Source organism: Nonomuraea sp. bgisy101 (assembly GCF_057708945.1).
Genome location: NZ_JBYITD010000006.1, coordinates 314947 through 327102 on the forward strand (window position 1 = coordinate 314947; position 12156 = coordinate 327102).

The 12156-nt window shown below is 70.6% G+C and carries 12 protein-coding genes; 5 read left to right on the top strand and 7 right to left on the bottom strand.

Translation table 11 applies throughout. The features are described 5' to 3' along the window. Positions 1-78: 78 nt before the first annotated feature. Entirely contained in the window at positions 79-1218 is a 1140-nt protein-coding gene (locus AC3EO4_RS14245) for an Mrp/NBP35 family ATP-binding protein (RefSeq protein WP_431895896.1), read from the bottom strand. Between the two features lie 92 nt (positions 1219-1310). On the opposite strand from AC3EO4_RS14245, the gene AC3EO4_RS14250 reads away from it, so the two are divergent. Further along, on the top strand, positions 1311-1754 hold the full coding sequence (locus AC3EO4_RS14250; RefSeq protein WP_379583277.1) for a MarR family winged helix-turn-helix transcriptional regulator: 444 nt from the start codon (positions 1311-1313) through the stop codon (positions 1752-1754). Here AC3EO4_RS14250 and AC3EO4_RS14255 read toward each other — a convergent pair. Then, positions 1726-2193, bottom strand: a complete 468-nt coding sequence (locus AC3EO4_RS14255; RefSeq protein ID WP_379583279.1) for a DUF1003 domain-containing protein — start codon at positions 2191-2193, stop codon at positions 1726-1728. The two genes, AC3EO4_RS14250 and AC3EO4_RS14255, sit on opposite strands and share 29 nt — an antisense overlap. Then, entirely contained in the window at positions 2183-3397 is a 1215-nt protein-coding gene (locus AC3EO4_RS14260) for a magnesium transporter MgtE N-terminal domain-containing protein (protein ID WP_379583281.1), read from the bottom strand. Before AC3EO4_RS14260 ends, AC3EO4_RS14255 begins: the two co-directional genes overlap by 11 nt. Positions 3398-3479: 82 nt before the next feature. Here AC3EO4_RS14260 and AC3EO4_RS14265 point away from each other — a divergent pair, with 82 nt between their 5' ends. After that, on the top strand, positions 3480-4415 hold the full coding sequence (locus AC3EO4_RS14265; RefSeq protein ID WP_379583283.1) for an EamA family transporter: 936 nt from the start codon (positions 3480-3482) through the stop codon (positions 4413-4415). 124 nt (positions 4416-4539) lie between these two features. Here AC3EO4_RS14265 and AC3EO4_RS14270 read toward each other — a convergent pair whose 3' ends face one another. Continuing rightward, on the bottom strand, positions 4540-6768 hold the full coding sequence (locus AC3EO4_RS14270; RefSeq protein WP_431895900.1) for a serine/threonine-protein kinase: 2229 nt from the start codon (positions 6766-6768) through the stop codon (positions 4540-4542). A gap of 10 nt (positions 6769-6778) precedes the next feature. Further along, entirely contained in the window at positions 6779-7129 is a 351-nt protein-coding gene (locus AC3EO4_RS14275) for a hypothetical protein (RefSeq protein ID WP_379583287.1), read from the bottom strand. A gap of 184 nt (positions 7130-7313) precedes the next feature. On the opposite strand from AC3EO4_RS14275, the gene uppS reads away from it, so the two are divergent. Beyond that, positions 7314-8060, top strand: coding sequence for a polyprenyl diphosphate synthase (gene uppS, locus AC3EO4_RS14280; protein WP_431895902.1), 747 nt, complete (start codon positions 7314-7316; stop codon positions 8058-8060). 326 nt (positions 8061-8386) lie between these two features. Further along, on the top strand, positions 8387-9325 hold the full coding sequence (locus AC3EO4_RS14285; RefSeq protein WP_431895904.1) for an HpcH/HpaI aldolase/citrate lyase family protein: 939 nt from the start codon (positions 8387-8389) through the stop codon (positions 9323-9325). Between the two features lie 487 nt (positions 9326-9812). Here AC3EO4_RS14285 and AC3EO4_RS14290 read toward each other — a convergent pair whose 3' ends face one another. Further along, positions 9813-10352, bottom strand: coding sequence for a DUF6529 family protein (locus AC3EO4_RS14290; protein WP_431895906.1), 540 nt, complete (start codon positions 10350-10352; stop codon positions 9813-9815). Beyond that, on the bottom strand, positions 10349-11026 hold the full coding sequence (locus AC3EO4_RS14295) for a hypothetical protein (RefSeq protein ID WP_431895908.1): 678 nt from the start codon (positions 11024-11026) through the stop codon (positions 10349-10351). The genes AC3EO4_RS14290 and AC3EO4_RS14295 overlap by 4 nt, the downstream gene beginning before the upstream one ends. A 96-nt stretch (positions 11027-11122) precedes the next feature. Here AC3EO4_RS14295 and AC3EO4_RS14300 point away from each other — a divergent pair, with 96 nt between their 5' ends. Continuing rightward, complete coding sequence (locus tag AC3EO4_RS14300) at positions 11123-12142, top strand: CPBP family glutamic-type intramembrane protease (protein WP_379583297.1); 1020 nt, start codon at positions 11123-11125, stop codon at positions 12140-12142. The last annotated feature ends 14 nt before the right edge of the window (positions 12143-12156 follow it).

Genomic DNA, 12156 nt, shown 5'->3' on the forward strand with positions numbered 1-12156 from the left:
GCTGTGACCGCCGTCGCCGGAGTGCCGCGACGGCGGGCGGCAAGCGTGAACAGTGCCGCGACGTCGTTCAACGGATGATCAGCGGCCGGCGGGCGAAAGGCCGAGCTGCATGCCCTTGATGCTGGAGCCGCGCTTCGACAGCGTGGCCGCGATCCGGCCGAGCTCGGCCGCCGCGGGCGAGTCAGGGTCGGTCAGGACGAGTGGCTTGCCCTCGTCGCCGCCCTCGCGCAGGCGCGTGTCGATCGGCACCTGGCCGAGCAGCGGCACCCTGGCGCCCAGCGTGCGGGTCAGCGCGTCGGCCACGATCTGGCCGCCGCCCTCGCCGAAGACGTTGATCTTCTCGTCGCAGTGCGGGCAGGGCAGCCACGCCATGTTCTCGATGACGCCGGCGATCTGCTGGTGCGTCTGGGCGGCGATGCTGCCCGCGCGCTCGGCCACCTCGGCCGCGGCCATCTGCGGGGTGGTGACGACCAGGATCTCCGCGCCGGGCAGGCGCTGCGCGACCGAGATCGCGATGTCGCCGGTGCCGGGCGGCAGGTCGAGCAGCAGGATGTCGAGGTCGCCCCAGTAGACGTCGGCGAGGAACTGGTGCAGCGCGCGGTCGAGCATCGGCCCGCGCCACACCACGGGCGAGTTGCCCTCGGGCTTGAACATCCCGACCGAGATGACCTTGATGTCATGCGCCACCGGCGGCATGATCATGTCCTCGACCTTGGTGGGACGATCCGACGCGCCGAGCATGCGCGGGACGCTGTGGCCGTAGATGTCGGCGTCGACGATGCCCACCTTGAGGCCCTGCGAGGCCATCGCCGCGGCCAGGTTGACGGTCACCGACGACTTGCCGACGCCGCCCTTGCCGCTGGCCACCGCGAACACGCGGGTCAGCGAGCCCGGCTGGTTGAAGGGGATCTCCTTCTCGGGAGCCCTGTTGCCGCGCAGCTTGGTCTGCAGGTCCTTGCGCTGCTCCTGGCTCATCACGTCGAGGACGACGCGCACGCCGGAGACGCCGTCGAGTTTGGAGACGGCATTGGTGACGTCGCGGGTGATCGTGTCTTTCAACGGACACCCCGCCACCGTCAGGTAGATGCCGACGACGACCTCACCCGAGGGAGAGATGTCGATGCTCTTGACCATGTCAAGGTCGGTGATCGGCCGGCGGATCTCGGGGTCGTTGACCGTGGCGAGTGCGGCTGTCACCTGTTCCGGGGAAGGTGCCATGAGTCCATGGTATGAACCCAGACTGGGTATGCCGAACGTAGGGGCCGATCTGGCTGCCTGAATGTGGCCGTTCTTCTCAGTAGGATGCCGCCATGGTGGGGATCTCGCCCGAGGAGTCGACCGTCTGGCGCATGATGCAGCGGGCCCAGGTGCGCATCACCCGCCGCCTGGAGAGCGAGCTGCTCGACGCTCACGACCTGGCGCTGGCCTCCTATGACGTGCTGCTCCAGCTGTCCGAGGCGACGGAGTGGCGGTTGCGGATGAACGACCTGGCCGACCGGGTCCTGCTCTCGCGCAGCGGGCTGACCAGGCTCATCGACCGCCTGCAGCGCGACGGGCTGGTCCAGCGCGAGGCGTGCGCCGACGACGCCCGCGGCCTGTTCGCCGTGCTCACCGACCTCGGAGCCGTACGGCTGGCCGAGGCCACGCCCACCTACCTGCGCGGCATCCGCGCCGAGTTCCTCGACGTGCTGGAGCCCGAGGAGCTCGCCCAGTGCACGGCGATGCTCACGAAGATTCTGGTCGCTCCTCGCTGAAGCGCTGCAGCTCCGAGCGGAGGAAGTCGCGGGTCGCCAGCTCGCCGATGGCCAGGCGCAGCCCCGCGACCTCGCGGGTCAGGTACTCGATGTCGGCCTGGTTGCGTTCGCTGGCCAGCCGGTCCTGCTCGTACTGCACGCGGTCGCGGTCGTCCTGGCGGTTCTGGGCCAGCAGGATCAGCGGCGCCGCGTACGAAGCCTGGAGCGAGAGCATCAGCGTCAGGAAGATGAACGGATACGGGTCGAAGGTCAGGTTGGCGGGCGCGAGGGCGTTCCAGCCGATCCAGAGCGCGACGAAGACCGTCATGTAGACGATGAAGCGGGCGGTGCCCAGGAAGCGGGCGATCTCCTCCGACAGCTTCCCGAACGCCTCGGGGTCGTAGTGGGGCCGGAAGCTGCGCCTCAGCTCTCTCGGCTGGTCGAGCCGGTCAATCGCCATTGCGCCAGTCCTCGGCATCGCGCCAGCCCTCGGGAAGCAGGTGGTCGAGGACGTCGTCGACGGTCACCGCGCCCACGAGCTGGCCCAGCTCGTCGACGACGGGAGCCGCCACGAGGTTGTAGGTGGCGAGGTAGGAGGTGACCTCGGTCAGCGGCAGCTCCGGCCTGATCGGGTCGAGTGAGGCGTCGATGACCGCGCCGAGCAATGTGGACGGCGGGTCCCGCAGCAGCCGCTGGAAGTGCGTGACTCCGAGATAGGTGCCGGTGGGCGTCTCGTTCGGCGCGCGCGTGACGAAGACCTGGGCGGCCACCGCGGGAGGCAGGTCCTTCTGCCTGATCTGGGCCAGCGCCTCGGCGATCGTGGCGCTGGGCGGCAGGATCACGGGTTCGGTGGTCATCATGCCGCCCGCGGTGTTCTCGTCGTAGCTGAGCAGCCTGCGGACCGGCGCCGCGTCTCTCGGCTCCATCAGCGCCAGCAGGCGAGCCGCCTGGTCCTCCGGCAGGTCCTGCAGGAGGTCGGCGGCGTCGTCGGGATCCATCTCCTCGAGGACGTCCGCGGCTCGCTCGGGCGCCAGAGTCCCGAGGATCCCCATCTGGTCGCGCAACGGCAGCTCCTCCAGGACGTCGGCCAGCCGCTCGTCGTCGAGCGCGGCCGCGACCTCGATCCTCCGCTTGCCGGGCAGCGCGTGCAGGGCGTTGGCCAGGTCGGCGGCGCGCATCGACTCGAAGGCGGCGATGAGCCCCGCGGCGCCCTGATCCTTCTGAAGGGTGTCGAAGCCCGAGACCTCGTTCCAGTCGACGGTCCTCGTCTCGCGCCGCTTCCTCCTGACGACCGCGACCTTGGTGATCTCCCAGGTGGCCGGCCGTACCTCCTCCATGGCCAGGTCGTAGACGGTCATCGGCTCGCCGCCCACCTCGACCGTCAGGTCGAGCATCTGGCCGATGACGAGGATCTCGGAGGCGCGCTGCTCGAACCTGCGCACGTTCAGCCGGCCGGTGAAGATGACCGAGCCCGCCTCGATGCCGCGGACCCTGGTGATGGGCAGGAACACTCTGCGCCGGGGCTGGACCTCGACCACCATGCCGTGGACGCGTGGCGGCTGCCCGGGCCGCATGCCCGCGACGACGTCCCTGATGCGGCCGATCTGGTCGCCGGCCGGATCGAAGACCGCGGTGCCCGCCAGACGGGCAACGAAGATCCTCACTTCAGCAGCGTAACCGGGGCGGAGGCATTGCCTCCGCTGCGACTGGCATGTAAGTATCAAAACCTCTAATTGGTGGTGACATATGAAGTACGCAGGATTGGCGATCGCCTTCGTGTCGTCGTGGTGTTTCGCCTTCTCAGGACCGATGGCGAAGTTTCTCGGCGCGGCGGGGCTGGCCCCGCTCGAAGCCGTGTGGGCCCGCATGGCGGGCGCTGGGTTGCTGTTGATGGCCGTGCTGGCGGTGGTGAAGCCGAGGGCGCTGCGCATCCCACGGTCGCGGTTGCCGTTCTTCGGCGCGTACGCGGTGATGGCGGTCGCCGGGGTGCAGGCCCTCTATTTCGTGGCCATCACGAGGTTGCCTGTGGGTATCGCGCTGCTGCTGGAGTTCATGGCGCCGGTGATGGTCGTGGTGTGGGTGCGCTTCGTCAGGAGGGTACGGCTGCCGCGCGCCGCCTTCGTCGGCGCGGTGGTCGCGGTCGTGGGGCTCGGCATCGTGGTCGAGGCGTGGCAGGGGATGCGGATCGACGCGATCGGTCTGCTGCTCGGGCTTGCGGCGGGCGCGTGCTGCGCCGGATATTTCCTGATGAACGATAGCTTCGGGGATGATGTCGACCCGCTCGGGCTGATCGCCTGGGGCATGATCGGCGCGGCCGTCGTGCTGCTGCCGTTCTCGCGGCCGTGGAACATCCCGTGGGAGGCGTTCACGAAGCAGGCCACGCTGGGCGGGCACACCCTGCCGGTGCTCGGCGCTTACCTGTGGATGGTCGTCGTGGCGACCGTCATCGCCTACATCCTCGGCGTCAACGCGGTGCGCAGGCTGTCGGCCGCCGTGGGCGCCACCGTCGCCTCGCTCGAGGTGATCGGCGGCGCGGTGGTGGCATGGGCGCTGATCGGTGAGTCTCTCGGATTCTTCCAGGTCATCGGCGGCCTGATCGTGATCAGCGGCGCGCTCCTGGCGCAGACCGCGACCGTCGTCAAGCCCGCGGTCGAGCCCGCACGGGAGCTCACCCCCGTCTGACCAGCACGGCCCACGGCCCCGGTCCAGCCGGCAGGGGAACTCGGCCCCGGTCCGGCCGGCCCCCCGTTTGGGTGACGCCGGCCCCTGGCAGGGTGCTTGGCCCCGGGCCGGCCGGGGCGGGGGCTCAGCCGCCCTTGAGTTCGGTCAGCTCGGGCTCGGGGGTCGGGCTCTCCTCGGCGGTCGTCTGCGTCGGCGTCGGCTGCTGCGGTTCGGCCGTCGTGTCGTCCGTCGGCTCCGGCTGGTCGCCGGGGTCGGCGGTGGCCTCCTCGGACGGCTCGGGGGACTGCTCCCCTTCAGGGCCCGTGGAGACGACGACCACCACGGTGCTGCCCTTGGCCACGCGGCCCGAGGCGGGCGAGGTCGAGATCACATAGTCCGCGGCCACCCCGTCGTCGGGAACGCTCTTCAGCTTGGCCACCAGACCGAGCTTGTCCAGCTGAGCCACGGCGTCGTCCACGTGCCAGCCCTCCAGAGCCGGAAGGGACACGCTCGCCTTCGTCTTGGACCTGGTCGGCTGAGAGGGAGGCGGGTCCCCGCCGCCGTCCTCGTAGACCGGGTTCTGGCCGACGTTCTGCTGCTGGTACGGAGCGCCGCCGCCGCCCCCCGTGTTCGACATGAGGGAAGGGACGATCACCACCGCGGAGAACGCCGCCGCTATGGCCGCGGTGGCCAGCAGAAGAGCGGGGCGCAGCCGCCTGCGCTTCCGCGGCTTGGCGCGCGGTGCCTGGCCGTCGCCCAGCTCGGGCAGGAGCGCGGTCGGGATCGGCTCGACCGGCGCGGTGTCCTGCTGGCGGCGCGTCCTGCGCCTGGCCGGCTTGGCGTCGCGAGAGGGAGTGCCCGGGTCGGTGGCGGCGTCGTCCAGAGCCTGGATGGCCGCCGTCGCCTCCCTGGCCTTGTCGATGATCCCCGCCGCCTGCGGCCGGCGCGCCTCGTGAGACGCCGAAGCGTCTCTCGGCTGCCTGGAGTCTCCCGGGGGCCTGGCGCCCGTAGGAGACGCGGCGCTTCCGAGTGCTGCGGCGCTTTCGAGCGCAGCGGCGTCTCCGGGCGGCGCGGCAGCTCCAGATGGCGAGCCGTTTCCAGGTGACGCGGTGTGGCCGCGTGGCGGGGTCTCGTGTCCCGGGGATGCCCCGTCCCTCGGGTGTGCCGGCTCCTTGGGCGGCTGGGCGTCCGCGGGCTGCCCTGTTTCCAGGAGGGTCGGCGGCATCGCGGACCCCGTCGCCGGAATCGCGGGAGGCGTCGCTGGTGCGCCGGGCTCGCGGAGCGTGGCTGGTGTGCCGGGCTCCTGGAGTGTCGCTGGTGTGCCCGGTTCCTGGAGTGTCGCTGGTGCGCCGGGCTCGCGGAGCGTGGCTCGTGTGCCCGGTTCCTGGAGCGTGGCTGGTGTGCCGGGCTCTTGGAGCGTGGCTGGTGTGCCCGGTTCCTGGAGTGTCGCAGGGGTGCCGGGCTCCTGGAGTGTCGCCGGTAGGCCGGGGCCTGACTCCTGGAGGGGGGCAGGAGTGGCGGGCGCCCGGGGCGGCCTCTGCCCGGCGGGCGCGGGCCGTACGTCGGGCTGGTGTCCGACGAGGCGCAGCAGCGCCTCCTGAGCGGTGGGGCGCGCCGACGGTTCCTTCGCCAGGCAGGCCTCGACCAACGAGCCGAGCGGCTCGGCCAGCCCGGGCAGCTCGGGCTCCTTGGTGAGGATCCGGTGGAAGATCGCGGGTACGCTGTCGCCGCCGAACGCGGGACGTCCCGTCGCCGCGAACACCATCGTCACCGCCCAGGCGAACAGGTCGGAGGAGGGGCCCACGGCCTCCCCGGAGATCTGCTCGGGTGACATGTAGGCGGGAGTGCCGATGAGGCCGCTCGCGCTGGCCGTCGTCGCGTCCAGGGCCTTGGCGATGCCGAAGTCGATGACCCTGGCGCCGTCGAGGCCCAGGAGCACGTTGCTCGGTTTGAAGTCGCGGTGGACGACTCCGGCCCTGTGGATGGCGGCCAGGGCCGCCATCGTGCCCACCGCGAGCCGTTCGAGGGCTCCGGCGGCGCGCGGGCCGCTCTCCCTGACCAGTTCGTCGAGGGAGACGCCCTCCACGTACTCGCTCACGATGAACGGTCTGTCGCCGTCCGTGGAGGCGTCGAGCACGCGGGCGGTGGAGAACTCGGCGACCCTCCTGGCCGCGGCCACCTCCCTCAGGAAGCGGTCACGCGCGGCGGGGTCGCCGGAGAACCTGGCGTGCAGCATCTTGACGGCCACGCGCTCGCCTGAGGATGACCTGGCCAGGTAGACGACCCCCTGGCCGCCTTCGCCCAACCGGCCGAGCAGCTCGTAGTCGCCCACACGAGTGGCCTCATGGGCCAGGAGCGGCTGTAGATTCTGCACTGAATGCACCTTATGGGGTAAGTCGTACAACGGTGGAGGTATCAGCCCAACGGTCGGTCAACCCGGCCGCGTCGGGCGCGTTGAGCCGCTCCTTGGCCAGCGCGGCCACGGCCTCGGCCGCCTGCGCCTGATCCACCACTTCGACAGCCGCGTCGAACACCACCAGCTCCGCCCCGTTGTCCTTGCTTCTCAGCGTCACCCGCACGCTGTTCTTTTGATCCAGTTCCGGCAGATTTTGTTCCCCGCCGCCGGTAACCAGATAGATCGCCCCATCGTGCCAGATATGCCACGCCAGTCGTGGCCGATCCAGGTGCACCCACAACACTCCGGACTTCTTCGCGCCCTCCTCGATCGCTCCCACGCGCTCTCCTCCTCTTCTCCGCGCGCGCTTCTCTGCGCGCCCGTGCGCTCGTCCTACCTGCCCGTACGGCAAGCCCCGCCGAGCCCACCGCGGTCCCGGGGCCGGCGCCCGTCCTCCACGCCACTCCAGCAGGACGTGGCGGGCGTCCGCAACGTCGCCCGTGCAACGGACTATGGTGCTGGATGTGCTCTATGCCCTCTATGCCCGGCACCTTCGTTCCCGGCTGCTGAAGGGCCCACTGCCCGCCCACATCGCCATGGTGATGGACGGCAACCGGCGATGGGCCCGAGAGATGGGCCTGGACGACCCGAGCCAGGGGCACCGCCACGGCGTCGAGCACATCGAGACCGTCCTCGGCTGGTGCGCCGACCTCGACATCAGACACGTCACCATCTACGTCGCCTCCGTCGACAACGTGCGCAAGCGCGAGTCCGGCCAGGTCGCCGCCTACATGCGGCTGATCGAGGAGATCATCGCGGGACGGCTGATCGACTCGGCCACCCGCTGGCGGCTCCACGTGGCGGGACGACTCGACGAACTGCCCGACTCCACGGCCCACGCGCTCAAACTGGCCGTCGACCGTACCCGCGACAGGGCGGACCACCACCTGACCGTCGCCATCGGGTACGACGGGCGGCAGGAGGTGGTCGACGCCGTGCGGTCCCTGCTGACCGACCAGGCCGACGCGGGCGTGCCGCTCGGCGAACTCGCCCGCACGATCACCTCCGACGACATCGCCGCCCACCTGTACACCGCCGGCCATCCCGACCCTGACCTCATCATCAGGACGAGCGGGGAGCAGCGGCTGTCAGGCTTCCTGATCTGGCAGGCCGCGGCGGCGCGGCTGCACTTCTGCGAGGTGTACTGGCCCGGGTTCCGGCACATCGACTTCCTGCGCGCACTCCGCTCCTTCGCGGCCCGCCGCCCCTGACCCGGTCCTCCTGACGCCCATCCCGGTCCCGTGCACCCTCATGCGCGAGCGCCCTCGTCCAGCGATCCCCTGAGGTCTGCCGCGCTTCGTCCGCCTTCGCGGTCGACCGCTCCCCGGTCCCTTGCAAGAGCGCCCCGTCTCGCGACCCCGAGGTCCGCCTTCGCGGCCGAGCGCCCCGGCCCTCGTCCCCGCCTCCCTGGGCTCTCGACCGCACGCCTTACTCCTGTCCCTCGGTGCCGAGGGTGTCGTTCGCGTGGGCTGGATGCATGGGCGCGATAGAAGGGCCCAGGCTGCCCTTCGGCCAGGGGCGGCGCTAGCGTTTGGGCATGCGCTCACGCCGTTCCTGCCTCGCGGTCCCGGGATCCAACCCGCGCTTCCTCGAGAAGGCCCAGACCCTGCCCGCCGACGAGGTCTTCCTCGACCTCGAAGACTCGGTGGCTCCCCTGGCCAAGGAGGAGGCGCGCAAGAACATCGTGGCCGCCCTGCGCGAGGGCGACTGGGGCGGCAAGGTGCGCGTCGTCAGGGTGAACGACCTCACCACCCAGTGGACCTACCGCGACGTGATCGAGGTCGTGGAGGGCGCGGGGGAGTTCCTCGACTGCGTGATGCTGCCGAAGGTGCAGGACCCCACCCAGGTGGTGTGGCTCGACACGCTGCTCACCCAGATCGAGCGGACGATGGGCTTCGAGGTGGGCCGCATCGGCATCGAGGCGCAGATCGAGAACGCGCGCGGCCTGGTGAACGCCGACGCCATCGCAGGGTCCTCGCCGCGTCTGGAGACGCTGGTGTTCGGGCCCGCCGACTTCATGGCCTCGATCAACATGCGCACGCTGGTCGTAGGGGAGCAGCCGCCCGGCTACACCGAGGGCGACGCCTACCACTACATCCTGATGCGGCTGCTGATGGCGGCACGCATGCACGACCTCCAGGTGATCGACGGGCCGTACCTGCAGATCAAGGACGTCGAGGGGTACCGGCGGGTGGCGCGCAGGGCGGCGGCGCTGGGGTTCGACGGGAAGTGGGTGCTGCATCCGCTCCAGGTGGAGGCGGCCAACGAGGTGTTCTCGCCGGCACCGGAGGACTACGACCACGCCGAGCTGATCCTTGAGGCGTACGAGTACTACACGACGGTCGAGCGGCGGGGCGCGGTGATGCTCGGCGACGAGATGATCGACGAGGCGTCACGCAAGATGGCGCTGGTGGTGGCCGCCAAGGGCCGCGCCGCCGGCCTCCGGCGCACCACCACCTTCACCCCGAACACCTGACACCTCCAGCCCTCGGCACCTCCACCCCGAGGCCTCCACCCCTGACACCGGGATCTCCGGTCCGTGGACTTCCAGGACCTCCGGTTCCCCGGGCTTACGGCTCCTGGGAACCCTGGGCTTCCGGGACCGTGGGCTTCCGGGACCTCCGGCTCTCGAGACCTCAGGCCGCCAAGACCTCAGGCTCCGGGGCCGGCGGTTCCCTGGACCTTGGCCCTCTGGGAGTTTCGACCCTCCGGCCTTGAGGCCACCGCCCCGGCGCTGCGGACGGCACCTCTGCTCGTGAGACCCGCTCGTCCTGAGACCCGCGTCACCAGCCAAATCCCCGTAGGTGGCGTTCCTCTCGTTCGACGCGTCCCTGACCCCGGGCGGTCGGCCGGGGTCAGGGGTGGGGTGAGCCGTTCACCTCGGGGCGGCCGTACCGCGGCTGGGTCCAGAGGGCCGGCCGTACCACGGCCGGGCCCGGGAGAGCGGCACGCGTCGGAGGGGATCAGAACTGCACGCCGATCGTGGTGAAGAACCAGAACGACGAGGTCAGCCACAGCCCGACCAGCGCCACGAACACCGCGCCTCCCAGCAGCGGCAGGCTCCACCCTGGCAGCCCCTTGCGTGGCAGCGCCAGCATCTTGGCGGCGAACACCCCGTAGAAGAAGCATCCGAGGAACGAGTGCACCAGCACCCTGGGCACGTCGTACTGGAGCCCGAGCGCGTACAGGCAGTGGAAGGCGACCGGCACGGTGAGCAGGAAGGCCACCCGCCCTGACCACCTGTGCACCAGCGCGGGGATGGTGACGCCGAGCTTGCCCCACATGGACAGCGCCGAGACCACCTGCACGATGGCGAGCAGGAACGCGCCTGTCGTCAGCCAGGCCTTCATCGCCAGGGCCCCCGAGAACCCGGCGGGTCCGACGGCGAAGCCGGTGGGCGTGTGCAGACGCCCGTACACGCCGAGCCCGACCATCACCAGGGCGCCCACCAGGAGCGGCACCAGCAGGCCGACGGCTGTGCGCTTGTCCACCGAGATGGTCATGGCATCTCCTGGATGAACGCGTCGACGTCCTTGGGGGTGACGGTGTCGCCGTCGATGTTCACGGGCGAACCCGGTGTGATGGTGGGCACGGGCACCGGCTCGCCGTTCTTGACCATGGCGCCGACCTGGACGAATCCGTTGCCGTCCGGGCGGGGCAGGACGATCCATCCGGCCCGGTAGCGCGCGCCGCGCACCTGGGAGGTCGCCCGGTAGAGGCCTGAGGGCTTCTTGACCGTGGGCGCGCTGAAGTCCCACACCTTGCCGCTGAGGGCAAGCTCGCCCTTCGCCTTGCCGCCGCCCAGGACGGCGGTGAGGCTGGCGTCGCCGAAGCCTTTCAGCGCGATCCGGCCGTCGGTCGCCTTTCCGGCGAACCAGGCCTCGGTCACGCCGTCGCAGAAGTAGCCGACGGCCTTGCCGTTCCTGATGGAGACGGCGACGAGCCCGCCGTTGCCCTGCACCCGTCCGGCGTAGTCGGCCTTCACGGCCGCCCGCCGTTCGGGCTGCTTGGGTGAGGGGGCGGCGGACGCGGTCGCTGTGGAGGTCGCCTCGGCGCCCGGTGCGGCGGTGGCGGCGACGGTCTGGTCTCCTGGCGCCGCGGTGGTACTGGCCACACCCAGTCCGGCGGCGAGCGCGGCGCCCGCCGCCAGGGTGATGAACGGCCCCAGCCTTGACATGAGTGCTCCCCACGTTCGGATGTCTCCCCCGAGAATCCGTCTTATCTGGCGCCTTGTCTGTGAACTTATGCGCATCCGCCCGGACAGAATGAAGAGATGCACGACAACCAGCCACCGGTGACGTACGGCTCGCAGCCGCCGCACGCCGCGCAGTACCAACCAGGGCCTTACCCGCAGGGCCAGTACGGCATGCAGCCGCCGAAGCCGCCGTGGTTCCTGCCCGCGTCCAAGGGGAGCAGGTACGACCATCTGGCGAGGAACCCGCTGAACGCCTGGTGGCGGCAGGTCGTCGGCACGCTGGTCGTGGCGCTGGGCTTCTTCGGGATGGCCTTCTTCGTGATGCTGGCCGGGCTGGTCGTGGCGTGGATCCTCGGCATGCCGATGCCGACGACGGGAGGGCAGCAGCTGTTCGGCGATCCCGTGTTCGGCCTGGCGGTGACGCTGCTGTCGATCGCCGCGGTGCTGCCGATCGTGTACGGGGCGGTGGCGCTGTTCCAGCGCAGGCCACCGGGCACGCTGTCGTCGGTCGTGGGACGCCTCCGGTGGGGGTGGATGGCGCAGTGCGCGGCCATCGGCCTGGTGGCGTTGCTGCTCGGGCAGGGTGCGCTCTGGCTGGCCTACGTGGCCACGGGGGAGGACACCTCGGAGCTGCTCGGGTGGAAGGGGTGGGCGACGTTCCTTCCCGCGCTGGTGGTGATCGTGCTGCTGGTGCCGTTCCAGGCGGCGGCGGAGGAGTACGTCTTCCGCGGCTGGCTCCTGCAGGCGTTCGGCGCCTACATCCGGTCGCCGTGGCCCGGCATCGTGGTCGGTTCCGCCGGTTTCGCGGCGCTGCACGCCTACACCGACTGGGGCATCCTCGACGTGTTCAGTTTCGGTGTCCTCATGGGCTGGCTGGCGGTGAAGACGGGCGGGCTGGAGGCGGCGATCGCCATGCATGTGGTGAACAACACGCTGGCCTTCGGGCTGAGCGCGGCGGCGGGCAATCTCGAGGACGCCATGCAGCAGGGGGCGGTGCCGTGGCAGTCGCTGGTGGGGACCGTGGTGCAACTGTCCGTGTTCGCCGGCGGGGTGCTGTGGTGGGCGAGAAAGCGGGCGATCAGCACCGTTTCTCCATAAAGCACGCGAGGGTT